Source organism: Brevundimonas sp., from assembly GCF_965278935.1.
Taxonomy (GTDB): Bacteria; Pseudomonadota; Alphaproteobacteria; order Caulobacterales; family Caulobacteraceae; genus Brevundimonas.
On record NZ_OZ257124.1, the window covers coordinates 1,938,708 to 1,954,151 of the forward strand.

A 15,444-nucleotide genomic window follows, 5' to 3' on the forward strand; every position below is an offset into this window, starting at 1 on the left:
ATCAGCGTCCCGTTTGCGCCAGACGCGCCGCCTTCAGCCGGGCGAAGTCGTCCCCGGCATGGTGCGACGACCGCGTCAGAGGCGACGACGACACCATCAGGAACCCCTTGGCCCGGGCGATCGCCTCATAGGCCTTGAACTCTTCGGGCGTGACGAACCGGTCGATGGCGGCGTGTTTGCGCGTCGGCTGCAGGTACTGACCGATGGTGATGAAATCGACGCCGGCGGACCGCATGTCGTCCATCACCTGCATGACCTCCTCCTTGGTCTCGCCCAGGCCGACCATGATGCCGGACTTGGTGAACTGGTTCGGGTCGCGCTCCTTGACCATCTGCAGCAGACGCAGGGAGTGGAAGTAGCGAGCGCCCGGCCGGATCTTCAGATAGAGCCGCGGCACGGTCTCCAGGTTGTGGTTGAACACGTCCGGCTGGGCGTCGATCATCACCTCGGCCGCCCCGTCCTTGCGCAGGAAGTCGGGCGTCAGGATCTCGATGGTCGTCTGCGGCGCCTGGAGGCGGATCTGGCGAACCACCTCGGCGAAGTGGGCCGCCCCCCCGTCCGAGACGTCGTCCCGGTCCACCGAGGTGATCACGACGTGGTTCAGGCCCAGCTGCGACACCGCCAGACCGACCTTGCCCGGCTCTTCCGGATCCAGCGGCTGCGGCAAACCCGTCTTGACGTTGCAGAAGGCGCAGGCCCGCGTGCAGGTGTCGCCCATGATCATCAGGGTGGCGTGCTTCTGGCTCCAGCACTCGCCGATGTTCGGGCAGGCCGCCTCCTCGCAGACGGTGACCAGCCCCTTGGAGCGGACGATCTCCTTGGTCGCATTGTACTGGCCCGATCCCGGCGCCTTGACCCTCAGCCAGTCGGGCTTGCGCAGCACGGCCGTCTCGGGCCGGTTCTGCTTCTCCGGGTGACGCAGGTCCGACGGCTTGCGCGTCAGGGTGTCGATGAGGGTGACCATCGAGGCGGGCCGGGCTCCAGGGACTTGAAGTCGGTATGTCGTCGTTCCGCCCCCGGAAGGCAAGTCACGGGGTGTGTCGGTGTGCGGGGGACCCACGCTTCTGCGGTGACCCGACCTGAAATGAACCTGCTGAATCGCCGCTCAGGGTGAGAAGCGGACATGCGAGCGGTCCCGCCGTCACCAGCAGGGCCGTTCAGGAGCTCCTGGTGCGCCTGAGCGGGTCGCCGTTGCCGTTGGATGTCCATCACCGCACCGCCCGCTAGTATCAGCCCCAACAGTATCAGAGCCCATTCCGAGAGGGTCGGCACAGGGGCCGGCACGGGCGTGGTGATGCGGCCGATGCGGTTGCTGGTGAACTGCGCGAACCACAGGGCTCCGTCCGGCCCTGCCGCGATCCCGGCAGGGACGCTGTTGGCGGTTGGCAGGGGGAACTCGGTGATGACGCCGGCGGTGGTGATGCGGCCAATGCTGTTACCGTTTCGCTGCGTGAACCACAGGGCTCCGTCTGGCCCTGCCGCGATCCCGATGGGGAAGCTGTTTGCGGTTGGCAGGGGGAACTCGGTGATCACACCGGCGGTGGTGATGCGGCCGATGCTGTTGCCGTCTTCCTGCGTGAACCACAGGGCTCCGTCCGGCCCCGCCTCGATGTCGAAAGGGTTGCTGCCGGCCGTCGGCAGGGGGAAATCGGTGATGATGCCGGCGGTGGTGATGCGGCCAATGCTGTTGCCGGTTCGCTGCGTGAACCACAGGGCTCCGTCTGGCCCTGCCGCGATGCCTAGAGGCCTGCTGAAGGCTGGCAAGGGGAACTGAGTGATCACGCCGGCGGTGGTGATGCGGCCGATACGGTTGCCGTTCATCTGCGTGAACCAAAGGGCTCCATCGGGCCCTGCCGCGATGCCGGAAGGGCCGCTGCCGGCGGTTGGCAGGGGGAACTCGGTGATTATGCCGGCTGTGGTGATGCGTCCGATCCGATTGCCGTTGCCCTGAGTGAACCACAGGGCTCCGTCGGGCCCCGCCACGATGCCGGTAGGCTCACTGTTAGCGGTTGGCAGAGGGAATTCGGTGATGACACTGGCGGTGGTGATGCGGCCAATGCTGTTGCCGTATAGCTGCGTGAACCAAAGGGCTCCGTCTGGCCCCGCCGCGATATCGTAAGGGGAACTGCTGGGCGTGGGCGGGGAGACCTCGGTAATGGTTTGGGCAATGGGCCGCCGGGGGGGGGCGACAAGAATAAGACTGATGGCCGCCATGACCGTGGCGACCAACGTCATGACACCCGTTCCGGAGCGCCCCCGCCGCAGGGCGGATGGGTCGTCAGATTCGCATACTTCGACGGGCAGAGCGCAGCCAAGGCTGGATGCAGACTTCATTGGACTCTCCCTACGCGCGGCACAGCATGAGCCCGACGATGCGATTCCTAAAAACAACGATATATTGGGTGTCAAGCTGTTGCGTGAAGTGCGGCAGCGCGGCGGCTGGTGCAGCCAGGGCCTCACGTGGCCGGCGAACGGGCGCCTTGACCGATCAGCGCGATCACAGGCTTGCCCATCACCCGCCCCCTTGAGGCTCACGCCGCGTAACGCATCTTTTCATCGCGGGGCGGCTTAACTAGTTTGCCCCCCTGACAGCGAGGGGGCGACGCGAGAGCCCCCCGGAGGAGACGCGTATTGCTTAGGCCCGGCCTCGACCCATCGGCAGGCGAAGAATCCCTGTTCGACGCCCTGATCGCGGCGCGCGCCAGGTACGGCGACAAGGAAATCCTGGAGGACCAGGACCGGAAACCCCTCACCTACACCGGCCTGATTCGCGCGGCCTTCGTCCTGGGCCGCAAGATCGCGGCGATGACGCAGCCGAAAGAGCGCGTCGGCATCCTGCTGCCGTCGTCGATGGGCGTCGTCGTCACCTTCTTCGGCCTGCACGCCTATGGGCGCGTGCCGGTCATGCTGAATTTCACCTCCGGCGAGCGGAACCTGAAGGCGGCGATCGAGGCCTCGGGCCTGAAGAAGATCCTCTGCGCCAAGCGGTTCGTCGAACAGGCCAGGCTCGACGATCTGGTCGCGGCCCTGGGCCAGGTCGCCGAGATCGTCTGGCTCGACGACGTGCGCGAGAGCATCGGCCTGCAGGACAAGCTGTTCGGTCTGATGGCCGGGATGATGCCGAGCCGGTTCCGAGCGAAGACCTCGCCGAACGATCCGGGAGTGGTCCTGTTCACCTCCGGCAGCTTCGGCGCGCCCAAGGGCGTGCTGCTGAGCCAGAAGAACCTCGTCGCCAATGCGCGTCAGGTCGCGACCCACATCGACCTCGACCCGAACTGGGTGATGTTCAACCCCCTGCCGACCTTCCACTGCTTCGGCCTGACCGGCGGGGTCATCCTGCCGCTGCTTCAGGGGATGAAGGCCTTCCAGTACCCCTCGCCCCTGCACGCGAAACAGATCGTCTCCCTGCTGGCCGAGGTGAAAGCCTCGATCCTGTTCGCCACCGACACCTTCCTGAACCAGTGGGCGCGGGTCGCCTCCCCCGACGACTTTCGCACGCTCCAGTTCGTGGTCGGCGGCGCCGAGAAGGTCCGCGACGAGACCCACCACCTGTTCAACACCAAGTTCGGCGGCGTGAAGCTGCTCGAAGGCTATGGCGCCACCGAAGCGGCGCCCGTGGTCGCGGTGAACCATCCCGACCGCAACCGTCCCGGCACCGTCGGCCAGTTGCTGCCCGGGATGGAGGCGCGGCTGGAGGCCGTGGAGGGCATCCACGAAGGCAAGCGGCTGTTCCTGCGCGGCCCCAACGTCATGGCCGGCTATATGTCGCCTGACGATCCGACCCGGATCGATCCGCTGGACGGCGGCTGGCACGACACCGGCGACATCGTCGACATCGACGAGGACGGCTATATCGCCATCCTCGGGCGGGTGAAGCGGTTCGCCAAGATCGGCGGCGAGATGGTCTCGCTGAGCGCCGTCGAGGGTCTGGTCCAGGCCGTCTGGCCCGACAACCGCCACGCGGTCATCTCCATCGCCGACAGCCGCAAGGGCGAGAAGCTGGTCCTGGTCACCGAGCGCAGCGACGCCGACGTCGGCAAGATCGCCGAATGGGCCCGGGCGCACGGGGCTCCGGAGCTGGCCGTGCCGAAGAAGATCGTCAGGGTCCGCGAACTGCCGGTGCTGGGCACGGGCAAGACCGACTATGTCGCGATCCAGTCGCTGGTCGATCTGGCCGAGGCGGCCTGATCCCGCCACATCAGCCGCCTGAGAATATTTTCATATCTCGGCCTTGCGGAGGCGAGAGGCCGTAACCACCTGCGTGGCCGGGTCTTTGAAAACCGCATCCGCAACTGGCTGTTACGTCCGGAGTAGCCGTCGCATCGCTTTCAGAGCTCCGCGTAAGCTCCTGATCTGGCGATATCCAAAGCTGATTTAGTCCGTATCGTCACGTTTCGTCACGTTGCGTTCGACATGACGAAACGGACGAAATCAGCCGATCCGTACACCGGTCATCGAGATCGAGCCGCCCTCGATCACGTCGTTGAAGAAGGTGACCGGTTCGCCCTCCTCCTGCTGTGCGGCCACATAGAGCAGCGGCAGATAGTGTTCGTCCGTCGGCACGCTCATTTGCGCGTCCTCGGCCAGATCGACCCAGTCGATCAGGGCGTCGTGGTCGCCGCGTTCGAACGCTGACTTGACCGCGTCATTAAAACTGGTCGCCCAGGGCCATGCCTCACCTCCGTCCCGCTTCCAGGTTCTCAGGTTGTGGACGAAGTCGCCGCTGCCGGCGACGACATAGCCCTCGTCGCGCAGGGGCTTGAGCCGCCTGGCCAGCTCATAGTGCTGGCGCGCCGTCAGGTCGCGATCGAGCGATAGCTGCACGACCGGCACGTCGGCCTCGGGCCAGACATGGACCAGCACCGACCAGGTTCCGTGATCCAGCCCCCACATCTCGACCGGCCGGGCGCCGGCCAGCTCCGCGACACGCCGGGCCAGCTCGGGCGACCCCGGCGCCGGATACTGCATGGCATGCAGTTCCGGGCCGAAGTTGCCGAAATCGTGGATGGTCTCGGGTCGCGCCTGCGCCGTCACGCCGAGCCCGCGCGTCTCCCAGTGGGCCGAGACCATGACAACGCCCCTGGGCTTGCCGATGGCCTCGCCGACCTCGCGCCAGACGTCCGCATAGGGACCGCCCAGGGCATTCGTCGGCGCACCGTGACCAAAGAAGACGGCGGGCTGACGCATCGGTCAGGCCGTCAGCTTCTTCGCCAGTCCGGCGATGTATTCGCCCTGGTGACGCGCGCCGGCCAGTTCGTTGGCGCTGGGCTGACGCGAGCCGTCGCCGCCCGTGATGGTCGTCGCGCCATAGGGCGAGCCGCCGGAGATCTCTTCCAGCGTCATCTGGCCGGCGAAGGCATAGGGCAGGCCCGCGACCACCATTCCGTGGTGCATCAGGGTCTGGATCAGACCGATCAGGGTCGTCTCGTTGCCCCCGTGCTGGGTCGCCGACGAGGTGAAGGCGCCGCCGACCTTGCCGACCAGCTTGCCCTGGAACCACACGCCGCCGGTCTGGTCCCAGAAATTGCGCATCTGGCCCGCCGCCGTGCCGAACCGCGTCCCGGCCCCCACGATGATGGCGTCGTAGTTTTCGAGCTCGTTGACGTCGGCGATCGGCGCCTTCTGGTCGAGCTTGTAGTGCGACTGGATCGCCAGCTCTTCCGGCACGGTCTCCTGAACGCGGCGGATATCGACCTCGACGCCCGCAACGGATCGCGCGCCCTCGGCGACGGCTTCCGCCATCTGCTCGATGTGGCCGTAGGTCGAGTGATAGAGAACCAGCACCTTGGTCATGGTCGTTCCTGTCTTCGTTCTGCAACTATTGCAGTGACAGATGTAACGATCCCCTCCGCCGGTTCAAGCCCCCGGCCCGGATTTCGATCCGATCGGACACAGGCCTCCATAATGCGACGCCTCTTCGGGGACCCGCAGCCCCCGGCTGGCCTTGAAGCGATGCTCCACCGCCATCGCCTGCTGCTCGATGTTCAGCGCCTCCCAGCCGCAGGGCGCCTTGGGGTAGCCATAGGCCGAGGGGCCGTCCCCTGCCCTGATCTTCCCGGCCAACAGGTTCACCCCCTGCTGGGCCTGCCAGACATGCACCAGTTCGTGGATCAGCACGGCCTGGAGGGCCACCGGCGCGACGGCGAAGTCGCCGGGCAGACTCCGTTCCGGCCACAGGACCCAGTCTCGCCCGAACCAGCGCCCCGGAACGAAGGCCCGATCAAACGGCCAAAGCGTCGCCGCCAGCCGGATGGTCCCCAACTCCAGCGCCTCGCCGAACTCGCCCTGCGCCAGCCGCTTCTCGCCTTCGGTCAGCGCCCTCACGGCGTGCCGTAGGCCGCAGACACCCCGACCCACTCCCAGTGCCAGGGCTCGTAGATATAGGGCACGAAGCCGAACCTGCCGGCGTTCCGGACCAGCCAGCGATAGGTCGCGCCCTGGCTCATGTACTGGCGGCTGGCCGGATTGGTCGAATCCACGCCCATCCCCAGCAGCTGTCCGACATAGAGATCGACCGCCGTCCCGGTCCGGTGCGGGGAGCAGACGGCTCGCCTCAACCCGTCGCAGTTCCGCTCCGCCGCGCACCGGGCCGCATCCGCCTCAGGATCACGGAAGCCCGAGAAGATCTGCAGCAGCTCCGGGTCGTTGCGGACCTCCGGAACCTCGGCCCGTGCTGCGGCCACCATCCGGCGATAGGCGTCCAAGGCGTCGCGCCTGAGCAGCCGCGTGAGCCGGTCGGCATGCTCCTCGGGCGCTTCCAGATAGCCGAGCTCGCGCAGCGGCGGCGGATCGGGGCACTCGTCGCGCACCCGGGCCATCACGAACGGCCGCCGCTCCTGCAGCACGCCCTTCAGCACTTCGAAGGTCGCCTGATCGAAGCCGCCCGTCGCGGGCAGCCCATACCGCGCCTGGAAGGCCGCCAGGGCCGCCGCGAAGTCGGATGTGCCGGGCTCGCAGTCCGTGCCCAGTTCCTTCTGCAACAGAGGCAGATAGGTCCCCCAGCCGACTTCGGTCGCCCCGAAGGGCGTCCATTCCAGCGAATAGAGAGAGATGGCGTTGGCGACCGCCTGATCGGCCCAGACCTGCCGCTGGGTCTCGCAGCGTCCTTGGGCTGAGGCGGCGTCGGGCAGGCCCCAGGCCAGGGCCGCCGCCACGATCAATCCCGCCATCCCCACGCGCATGGGGAGAGGAAGCCTGACGGTTGCGGCGCAAGCAAGGCCCCTCTCCCGCCGCCGTCAAAACTGGCATGGTGGGACCGTCCGCCGACTCAAGGCGACGCCGCTGGATTTCCGCATGTCCGACACCCCCAGGTCGCCCCGGCGCAGCAACGCCGTCCTCGCCGCCTTCTCGGCCGTCTGCCTGCCGCTGGCGGCGTTCGGCGTGGCCCTTCCGGTCACCCTGCCGGAGTTCTACGCCACCCATGTCGGACTGGAGCTGGGCGTCGTGGCCGCCGTGTTCATGGCCGTGCGCCTGATCGACATCACCTTCGACCCCTTCATCGGCTGGGCCATGGACCGGACGAAGACCCGGTTCGGCCGCTACCGCCCGTGGATGGTGGCCTCAACGCCTATTCTGATGCTGGCGGCCTTCATGATGTTCGTGGTGGTCCAGCCGGGCGCGGGGCCGGTCTATCTGTTCGCCTGGCTGCTGGTCCTCTACCTCGGCTTCTCGATCGGGACCCTCGGTCAGCTGGGCTGGGCCTCGGTCCTGGCGCCCGAGTACGACCAGCGGAGCCGCGTCTACGGCTGGTGGCAGGTGTTCAACATCATCGGGGTGATCCTGATCCTGATCCTGCCGACGGTGGTGATCCAGACGGGCATCGGGGACTATGCCGACGGGGTTCGGATCATGGGCTGGGCCATCCTGATCGCCCTGCCCGTGACCATCGCCCTGGCCCTGTTCGCCGTGCCGGAGCCGGTCAACGCGGGCGCCGCGCCGCACGGAGGGCTGGGCGCCTATCTGGAGCTGTTCAAGCGCAAGGCGGTGCGGAAGCTGCTTCTGGCGGACGTGGTTCTGGGCGTGGCGCCGGGGATCACGGGGTCGCTGCTGTTCTTCTTCTTCGGCCAGATCAAGGGCTACGACCACACCCAGGCGTCCCTGTTCATGCTGCTCTATTTTGTGGCTGGCCTGGTCGGCGCGCCGTTCTGGGCCTGGCTGGCGACACGGATCGGCAAGGACAGGGCGCTGGCCGCAGCCAGTCTTGTGTTCGCGGCCTTCTACATCGGGGCGACGCTGGTTCCGGGCGGCAACTTCGCGGTGACGGCCGTGGCCATGTTCATCGCGGGCCTGCCCTATGCGGCCGGTCTGTTCCTGCTCCGGGCCATGATGGCGGACGTAGGGGACGAGGTGCGGCTGGAGACCGGCGTGGACCGGACGGGCCTAATGTTCTCCATCCTGTCGGCGACGACCAAGGTCGGGCACGTCGTGGCCCTGATCCCCTATCTGATCCTGCAGTGGGTCGGCTTCCAGGCCGTACCGCCGGTGGGTGGCAACACGGCAAGCTCGCTGCTGATCCTCCAGATCCTGTTCATCGCCCTGCCCGGCCTGCTGCTGGCCAGCGCGGCCCTGCTGCTGAAGAACTATCCGCTGACGCCGGCCCGCCACGACGAGATCCGGCGCGCGCTGGAGGCCCGCGACGCATGAGCCCGACGGAACGGCTCAGGGAGATCATGGTCCGGCTGAGGGACCCCAACGGCGGCTGTCCATGGGACGTCGAACAGACCTTCGCGACCATCGCCCCCTATACGATCGAGGAGGCGTACGAGGTCGCCGACGCCATCGAGCGGGGCGACATGGGCGAGCTGAAGACCGAGCTGGGAGACCTCCTGTTCCAGGTCGTCTTCCACGCGCGGATGGCCGAGGAACAGGGACTGTTCGCCTACGACGACGTGGCCGAGGCCATGTGCGACAAGCTGATCCGGCGCCATCCCCATGTGTTCGGCGACGAGGCGGCGAAGCCTGACGGCGTGGCCCAGAAGCTGCGCTGGGAGGACATCAAGGCGGCGGAGCGGGCCGGCAAGGCGCAGCACGGCGTGCTGGACGACGTGCCCGTGGGCCTGCCCGCCCTGCACCGGGCGGCGAAGCTGACGAAGCGGGCCGCGCGGGTCGGGTTCGACTGGCCCTCGACTGACGAGGTCTTCGACAAGCTGGACGAGGAGGTCGCCGAGCTGCGGGCCGAGATCGCCGCCGGGGACCTGGACAAGGCCCGCGAGGAGATGGGCGACCTGCTGTTTGTGGTGGCCAATCTGGCGCGGAAACTGGGGGTGGAGCCGGAGGATGCGCTGCGCGGGGCCAATGCGAAGTTCGTGCGGCGGTTCGGCTTCATCGAGGCGGAGCTGGCCAAGGACGGGCGGACGCCGGAGCAGAGCGATCTGGCCGAGATGGACGGCCTGTGGGACGCGGCGAAGGCGGCGGAGCGGGCGTGACCGCCGACCTGCACGACCCCGGCGGCAAGGTGCGGCTGTCGCTGATGCCCGGCGTCAACGGGGATGCAACCTTCAGCGCGGACGGGCGGTATCGCCAGCTGATGCGGCGATGGCTGGGGGCGGAGTTCCCGGAGCGCTACATCCTGTTCGTGGGCATGAATCCCTCGACGGCGGACGCCAGCGTCAACGACCCGACCTGTGCGCGGGAGTGGACCTTCGCCCGGCGGGAGGGGTTCGAGGCCATGGTCAAGGCCAATGTCGGCGACTATCGGGCCACGGACCCCAAGATGCTGCTGGCGCCGGGGGTGGAGGCCTCGTCGTCGGAGAACCTGCCGGCGATCCGCAAGGCGGCGGCGGGGGCGGACCTCGTGGTGCTGTGCCACGGCAAGCTCAACAAGGCGCTGGCGCCGGCGGGGGCGGCCCTGATCGAGGCGATGCGGGCGGACGGGGTGGCCCTGTGGTGCTTCGGGACCAATGGCGACGGGAGCCCGAAACACCCGCTGTACCTGCGCGGGGATACGCCGCTGGTGCGATACGAGCCCTGAGGCTCAGGCGGCCGATCTGGACTCCGGGGACACCGAGTCCAACGAGTCCAAATTCTCTGACGAAATGTCGGAAGTTTCAGCCAGTGCATTCAAATTATTGATATTCGTATCCTCGGCTGCGATCAGCCTCAGCGGCTGGTGTCTGGACTCCAGCAAGGGCGGCGTGATGTCGGGCAGCTCGGCCATGACCTCGGAGCGGGCGCGGTCGGCGAGGCTGTCGTAGACGCGCATCCAGGTCGAGGCCTCGGACGCCCGCCCCGCGCCCAGCGCCCGGCGGATGTTCAGGAAGGCCTGGTCGGCCAGGTCGGCGAAGCTGACGTTGTCGTCGGGATGGTACTCGCCGAACTCGGGCGGCGCCTCGCACTGGGGCTGGTCCATCCGCCGCCAGCCCCCGGCCCGCGCGTGCATGCGGAACGAACTGAGCGACATGCCGTACCGCTGACAGACCGTCGTCGCCTTCACCCCGGAGAGATACTCCCGCCGGGCATGATCCAGATAGTTGCCGCCGAGACCGTCGCCGGCGGGATCGAGTTGCGTGTCGGAGGTCATGGCGGGAGCCTGGCATGCCGATGCGTCAGAAGCGGACGTTCAGGCGCGTAGCCGATAATCTGAATGTCCGATGAGGGTGGAAAGCGGACATCACATGAGGCTTAGGCGCACGTTATCGTCCGCCTCATCGCCGCCCGATCCATGCACCGCGATGATTTCAACGAGCCAATCATAGACAGTGCTGCCGATGCCGTTGCGGGCTTCTGCCAGTTGCTGTGAGACGTTCGGTCGGTTCGAGGGGTGACAACGTTCGAGACGGGCTTCGAGTTGTCTCACCGTTTCGGCGTAGCCGAGCCGCGTGCGTGATGTGTTGGAGTGTGTCCAATGGATTTCGAAGCCGTCGTCAGGGGTGCCAAACCCTCCGCGTAATATGTCGTTGAAGGCGTCCAGGTTGTGGCCCCAGTCCACTCCCGGAATAAGGATAAGACTGATCTGCTCGAAGAACTCTTCCAGCGTCCCGAACTGCGAGCCGTCGATTATGTAGACCTTCGCCATTGGGGCTCACATTCTCCAAGCAGCCATGCAATCGCATCAGGACGTCGGCAATGGGTCGATTGTGGCCCCTTGCACCTCAGCGTTAGTGCTTGAACGGAGCCATCACAAACGCATCAAACGTGACCATCATCCCGATCCCGATGAGGACGAGGAATATCAGCCATCCTTCCCATGACGCTGGCAGGAGGCCCCCGACCCCACGTCGAAACCAGCGGGACGGGGAGTTGAAGCGAAACCGATGGCGACTTTCCATGCGGGTAGTATGTGAGCAAGCGCCTAGGTCCGCTACGGTTCGATAGCGGTCATAGGCTCACCGCCAGAAACCGCACCTTCGAAGTGTGGCCAGAAGCGGACTGAAGAACGTCCGCTAGGGGTGGGAAGCCGACGTTGCCTCGCTCAGGTGGCGACTGTTAAATCGAAAGCATGATCTACAACATCATAGACCGCCGAAAGCGTCCCTACCGCTAGCGAGAGGTCAACGTGATCATCGAGGCTACGTCTCACGACAATAGCTGTGAGGATGCGGACCAGCAGCCTTCCACCGTTGATGATCTGACCTACGACGAGTTGGAGGACGTTTCTCCCGAAGCGGCAATCTCGTAGGCCAGCGACCAGCCAGGAGCGGTCGCTCTCTACCTCTACGACAAGGGAGCGGGGATCATCTGGTCAAGGTCCGCAATAGGTCGAAAGCGGACATGCAAACGGCCCCGCAGTTTCCAGCGGGGCCGTCCGCGTCGACAAGGCTGCGTTAGACGAACTGACGGCGACGTTGAAGGTAGAGCGCCGCACTACCCGCCAGCGCCAGGCCGAACAGGATCATTGCCCATTCCGACAGGGTCGGCACGGGCGCTGGCGCTGCGCGCGTCAGGATCAAGTTACGCGGAAGGCTATTCTGAGACCCGGCGAAAATCCCATCCTGCGCACCAGGGGTGGCGTCCACCGTCTTTTTGAAGCCAACGATAAAGGTCCCCCCTTGAGCCGCATTGATCGCGGCGATCGCGCTTGCATTGAGGGTGAACTGCAGGGTCTGGCCATTAGCCGTATAGGTTCCACCTCCATAGGCGGCCCCATCGCCCAGATCGGTGAAGACTGCGATGCCTGCGGCGTCTGCGCTATGCGGAGCAGATACCGTCGCAGCGCTCGCTGTCACGGGATGAATTGTGAAGGCCGCAGGCGCGTTGTCCACGATGGCCCCATTCAACTCGAGCGTCGCGCCAGTGACAGTCTGGCCCACGGGGATCGTGAAGATGAAATAACCTCGACCCTCGATCCCCGGATTGGACCCGACCGAGAACCCCGTGAAATGATCGGCTCCGGCGGCGCCGCCGCCTCCGTTGTAGCTCAGACCATCCGAGCGCACGACGTCAGCGATTGGCGCGCTCAGGGTTTCCGCCCACGCTGCTGTGGCCGTCAGCGACAGTAAGGCTGCGACAGCCACGACTGCCGTCCGTATAGATCTGAACACGGTTTCCCCCATGTGGTTGAACAAACACGGGATAATCACCATGCTGGGTGAGGAAACGCAGATTTCTGCGAGGTGGTCAACGATGATCGCGGCGCCCGGTTCTGGAATTGCCACGGGCTTGAGCGATATGATTTGAACGCTGACCTTTGGGTGGCGGCTTTGGGTTGTGAGCCGATAGTCATCTACGAGTAGGAAGCGGACTCCGGGCGCTATCGGCTACGGCATGTCCGAGCGTCCAGTCGGCCACGTCCCATTCGAATACGCCGCTGGTCGCCTTCTGGACGGCAAACCAGCCCATACTCGTGCTGCTACACAGCTCCTCCGAGCAGTGACCGCGCAGCGCCATGCCCTATTAACCAGCAGGGCTGTCGGTTTCGGAGATGTCGCCGCAGAACGCCACATGGCTGGTCGGGAGCCCCCTTTGTGCTGCCACGCGAGCCGTCGCTACGGCACATGCGGCCTCAGCGTTTTGTACTGGCTGCAGCGCTACGCAGCTCGCCAATGGCAGCGCAAGCGAGCCTTTGATGATTGCAAGTGGGTCAGAACCTGACGAAGCCTAAGCTTGGTCAGGAACGACCGCTATGGGTCGGGAACAGACATAGCCGCTGAAGCCGATAGCAGACGTTGGGATCCGGGCTCCGGGGTGGGCAGCGTCAGGCCTGACCTAGGGCGGAAAGCATATCGTCTCGAGTCGCCGCCCCTCACCTCAACGGCGTGTAATGGCAGGTAAAGGTCGGGTCGCCGGACATGAGGGTCGGGGTCAGGTGGATGTGCAGGCGCCGGGCCTCGGCGGCGGCGTCGAGGGCGAAGGCCTGTTCGGCCTCGTACATCTCGTCGCGGTGGGCGTCGGTCCAGTCGGCGGCGCGCTGGATGGCGCGGGCCTTGGCAGCCGGGAGGCTGTCGGCGACGACGAAGACGTTGCGGTGCTGTTCGGCGAAGTTCACGCCGTCGTAGCCGCCGAGGTTGACGTAGTAGAGTCGTTCCGGGCCCTCGAAGGGCTCGGGGCGGAGGCTGATCTCGTAGCCGTCCGCCTGCGAAATCTCCGACCAGCAATCGACGTGGAGACTGCCGGCCTTCCCCCACCACTGGGCCAGCAGGGTCGCGTAGGTCGCTTCGATCTCAGGGGCGACGACGAAGCGCATGTCGTGCACCTCGATGTTCGCGCCCGGATGCTCGCCGCCGATGTAGATCGCAAACAGTCTCATTCGTCCTCGCGTCAGGCCGCGGCTGTGCCGGGCTGACGCACAGGCTTAGCGGTATCGAGCACAAACGCGAGTCGGCGGCCGACGATCCCGCCCATTTCATGCGAACTGGTGATGCCCTGGGCGAAGGGATGGCGGCCCATGAGGAAGGGCAGGCTCAGACAGAAGAGCCGGTCCATGGGCAGGGGCGCGTCGACCGGGCGGAAAAGGTCGTCGACGGCGATGCCGCGAACAACGTCGGGGGCGTCGTTGGCCACCTCGTCGCGGACGATGCCCTGTTCGAGCAGCGACAGGAAGGGAAACTGGATGGCGCTGAGGGCGCGCTGACCGGTCGCCTCGATGAAGACCGGGAAGTGACGGGTGGTCCCGCCCAGCGTGACCGTGGTGCCGCCCTCGGGGCAATGGGTGTCGATCGAATGGTCGTCGCCGAGCGCCGTCACCTGAAGCTTGCCGGCCGCGTGAAGGGCCAGCATGCGTTCGATCGATTTATGCGGGACGCCTGCGTAGACGTCGACGATGACCGGCTTGAGGGCGCGGTTGAAGCGGTCGAACTGTTCGGCGTCGAGATGGGGGACGATGACGGCGACGACCTCGTGCATGCGCAGGATGGCGTCGCGCCAGGCAACGGTGACCTCGGCGGCGTGGTTGGCCCTCGCCTCCTCCAGATTGGCGGCGGCCCACACGAAGGGGTCGGTGGCGGCGCGTTTCGCGAAATAGGCCTCGCCGAAGGCCTCGAGCGTCGCGTCGGCCAGGCCCGCTTCGGCGGCATAGTCGGGGTCGATGGCGATCAGTTCTCTGCGGAACAGATCGAAGACGGCGTCGAGCAGGTCGGGGCGGCGCTGGTCGATCAGGGCCGCGACCGCTTCCGGTGTGCAGATCGCCAGCGGCGCGTGCGGCAGGGGGAAGTAGAAGTCGGCTTCCGGGAGCAGGCCCTTGCGCGACATCATGGTGATGCGGAAGGTCTCGGCGTCCGGCGCGGGCTCGTAGGCCAGCCGGCCGTCATGGCGGACGAAGGCGCCGTGCGATCCCGCCAGGGCGACCGCCGTGTCGATGGCCGTCAGGGAGGAGCCGCGGATGCCGACCTCCGTCGCCGGGAGGGCCGCGAGGACGGACGCGGGCCAGGGGCTGAGGAAGTAGCCGGGTCGGACGTGTTGGCGAGACGGCCACTGGTGACCCGTGGCCAGAACGACGTGATCGAACACAGCCTTTGTGGTGCGACGCGACGGCGGGAACGACCAGGTCAGTTCGACGCCGTCGGGGCGGTTCGCGGCGTCGACGACGCGGCAGCCGGTCCTGATGTCGATTGCGACGCCGGCCGCGCGGGCCTGTTCGACCATGGTCGCGAACTGGCTTTCGAAATATCGGCCCAAGGCGATGCGGGGCACGAAGGTGCGCTCGTCGAGGGTGGCGCGGTCGAGATCGAGCGCCTTCAGTTCGGCGTCCGGGAGCGCGCCCAGCCAGTCCGCCAGGGTCTCGGTGAGAGGGGGGATCTCGAGGCTGGCGATGTTCGACAGCATGGCCCGGTCGTTCCACTCGGGACTGTAGGGGCTGCCCGACCCCGCGGACGCGCGGGCCTCGAACACGGTGATCCGCGCGGCGACCCGGCCTTCGGACAGGAGGGCGTGAAGGGCGTAGAGGGTTGTCGGCCCGGCTCCTACGAAAGCGATTGACGGCGTCATGGCCCCTTAATGCATGGCAAGGGCAAAGGCGCCGGGGGTGGGTGATTTTCCAGCGATGTCAGCAGCTTTTGCCGTCCGAACGTC

General features: G+C 66.4%; 15 protein-coding genes. 4 read left to right on the plus strand and 11 right to left on the minus strand.

The window, feature by feature from the left end; genetic code table 11:
- Window position 1 precedes the first annotated feature (1 nt).
- Window positions 2-964, minus strand: a complete 963-nt coding sequence (lipA, locus tag ACQY68_RS09645) for a lipoyl synthase (RefSeq protein ID WP_428149160.1) — start codon at window positions 962-964, stop codon at window positions 2-4.
- Window positions 940-2,235: an IPTL-CTERM sorting domain-containing protein gene (locus ACQY68_RS09650; protein ID WP_428149161.1), complete on the minus strand. Its 1,296-nt coding sequence runs from the start codon at window positions 2,233-2,235 to the stop codon at window positions 940-942. Before ACQY68_RS09650 ends, lipA begins: the two co-directional genes overlap by 25 nt.
- A 396-nt stretch (window positions 2,236-2,631) precedes the next feature.
- Here ACQY68_RS09650 and ACQY68_RS09655 point away from each other — a divergent pair, with 396 nt between their 5' ends.
- Entirely contained in the window at window positions 2,632-4,188 is a 1,557-nt protein-coding gene (locus ACQY68_RS09655) for an AMP-binding protein (RefSeq protein ID WP_428149162.1), read from the plus strand.
- Window positions 4,189-4,431: 243 nt separating this feature from the next.
- Here ACQY68_RS09655 and ygiD read toward each other — a convergent pair whose 3' ends face one another.
- The 4 genes from ygiD to ACQY68_RS09675 form a co-directional block, all read right to left on the minus strand.
- Entirely contained in the window at window positions 4,432-5,187 is a 756-nt protein-coding gene (ygiD, locus tag ACQY68_RS09660; RefSeq protein WP_428149163.1) for a 4,5-DOPA dioxygenase extradiol, read from the minus strand.
- Window positions 5,188-5,190: 3 nt separating this feature from the next.
- On the minus strand, window positions 5,191-5,793 hold the full coding sequence (wrbA, locus tag ACQY68_RS09665) for an NAD(P)H:quinone oxidoreductase (RefSeq protein ID WP_428149164.1): 603 nt from the start codon (window positions 5,791-5,793) through the stop codon (window positions 5,191-5,193).
- Between the two features lie 63 nt (window positions 5,794-5,856).
- Window positions 5,857-6,324 (minus strand): hypothetical protein, encoded by a 468-nt coding sequence (locus ACQY68_RS09670; protein WP_428149165.1) that lies wholly within the window; start codon window positions 6,322-6,324, stop codon window positions 5,857-5,859.
- Window positions 6,321-7,169 (minus strand): M15 family metallopeptidase, encoded by an 849-nt coding sequence (locus ACQY68_RS09675; RefSeq protein WP_428149167.1) that lies wholly within the window; start codon window positions 7,167-7,169, stop codon window positions 6,321-6,323. Before ACQY68_RS09675 ends, ACQY68_RS09670 begins: the two co-directional genes overlap by 4 nt.
- Window positions 7,170-7,293: 124 nt before the next feature.
- On the opposite strand from ACQY68_RS09675, the gene ACQY68_RS09680 reads away from it, so the two are divergent.
- The 3 genes from ACQY68_RS09680 to ACQY68_RS09690 are packed head-to-tail and all read left to right on the plus strand — an operon-like array spanning window position 7,294 to window position 9,970.
- The gene (locus tag ACQY68_RS09680) at window positions 7,294-8,643 is read left to right on the plus strand and encodes an MFS transporter (protein ID WP_428149169.1); all 1,350 of its coding nucleotides are present in this window, start codon (window positions 7,294-7,296) and stop codon (window positions 8,641-8,643) included.
- Entirely contained in the window at window positions 8,640-9,425 is a 786-nt protein-coding gene (gene mazG, locus ACQY68_RS09685) for a nucleoside triphosphate pyrophosphohydrolase (RefSeq protein WP_428149170.1), read from the plus strand. Before ACQY68_RS09680 ends, mazG begins: the two co-directional genes overlap by 4 nt.
- On the plus strand, window positions 9,422-9,970 hold the full coding sequence (locus ACQY68_RS09690; RefSeq protein WP_428149171.1) for a DUF1643 domain-containing protein: 549 nt from the start codon (window positions 9,422-9,424) through the stop codon (window positions 9,968-9,970). The genes mazG and ACQY68_RS09690 overlap by 4 nt, the downstream gene beginning before the upstream one ends.
- 3 nt (window positions 9,971-9,973) lie before the next feature.
- Here ACQY68_RS09690 and ACQY68_RS09695 read toward each other — a convergent pair whose 3' ends face one another.
- The 5 genes from ACQY68_RS09695 to ACQY68_RS09715 form a co-directional block, all read right to left on the minus strand.
- A complete protein-coding gene (locus ACQY68_RS09695; protein ID WP_428149172.1) occupies window positions 9,974-10,519 on the minus strand; it encodes a hypothetical protein in 546 nt (181 codons plus the stop codon).
- 90 nt (window positions 10,520-10,609) lie between these two features.
- Window positions 10,610-11,014, minus strand: coding sequence for a barstar family protein (locus ACQY68_RS09700; RefSeq protein ID WP_428149173.1), 405 nt, complete (start codon window positions 11,012-11,014; stop codon window positions 10,610-10,612).
- A gap of 748 nt (window positions 11,015-11,762) precedes the next feature.
- Window positions 11,763-12,452: an IPTL-CTERM sorting domain-containing protein gene (locus ACQY68_RS09705; RefSeq protein WP_428149174.1), complete on the minus strand. Its 690-nt coding sequence runs from the start codon at window positions 12,450-12,452 to the stop codon at window positions 11,763-11,765.
- 728 nt (window positions 12,453-13,180) lie between these two features.
- The gene (locus ACQY68_RS09710) at window positions 13,181-13,684 is read right to left on the minus strand and encodes a DUF1543 domain-containing protein (protein ID WP_428149175.1); all 504 of its coding nucleotides are present in this window, start codon (window positions 13,682-13,684) and stop codon (window positions 13,181-13,183) included.
- An 11-nt stretch (window positions 13,685-13,695) separates the two neighbouring features.
- The gene (locus tag ACQY68_RS09715; protein ID WP_428149176.1) at window positions 13,696-15,360 is read right to left on the minus strand and encodes an FAD/NAD(P)-binding protein; all 1,665 of its coding nucleotides are present in this window, start codon (window positions 15,358-15,360) and stop codon (window positions 13,696-13,698) included.
- Window positions 15,361-15,444 lie beyond the last annotated feature (84 nt).

Bases quoted from the DNA above. Each gene is read 5' to 3' on its own strand.
- lipA (WP_428149160.1), bottom strand. From the start codon at position 964: ATGGTCACCCTCATCGACACCCTGACGCGCAAGCCGTCGGACCTGCGT.
- ACQY68_RS09650 (WP_428149161.1), bottom strand. From the start codon at position 2,235: ATGACGTTGGTCGCCACGGTCATGGCGGCCATCAGTCTTATTCTTGTC.
- ygiD (WP_428149163.1), bottom strand. From the start codon at position 5,187: ATGCGTCAGCCCGCCGTCTTCTTTGGTCACGGTGCGCCGACGAATGCC.
- wrbA (WP_428149164.1), bottom strand. From the start codon at position 5,793: ATGACCAAGGTGCTGGTTCTCTATCACTCGACCTACGGCCACATCGAG.
- ACQY68_RS09675 (WP_428149167.1), bottom strand. From the start codon at position 7,169: ATGGCGGGATTGATCGTGGCGGCGGCCCTGGCCTGGGGCCTGCCCGAC.
- ACQY68_RS09680 (WP_428149169.1), top strand. From the start codon at position 7,294: ATGTCCGACACCCCCAGGTCGCCCCGGCGCAGCAACGCCGTCCTCGCC.
- mazG (WP_428149170.1), top strand. From the start codon at position 8,640: ATGAGCCCGACGGAACGGCTCAGGGAGATCATGGTCCGGCTGAGGGAC.
- ACQY68_RS09695 (WP_428149172.1), bottom strand. From the start codon at position 10,519: ATGACCTCCGACACGCAACTCGATCCCGCCGGCGACGGTCTCGGCGGC.
- ACQY68_RS09700 (WP_428149173.1), bottom strand. From the start codon at position 11,014: ATGGCGAAGGTCTACATAATCGACGGCTCGCAGTTCGGGACGCTGGAA.
- ACQY68_RS09710 (WP_428149175.1), bottom strand. From the start codon at position 13,684: ATGAGACTGTTTGCGATCTACATCGGCGGCGAGCATCCGGGCGCGAAC.
- ACQY68_RS09715 (WP_428149176.1), bottom strand. From the start codon at position 15,360: ATGACGCCGTCAATCGCTTTCGTAGGAGCCGGGCCGACAACCCTCTAC.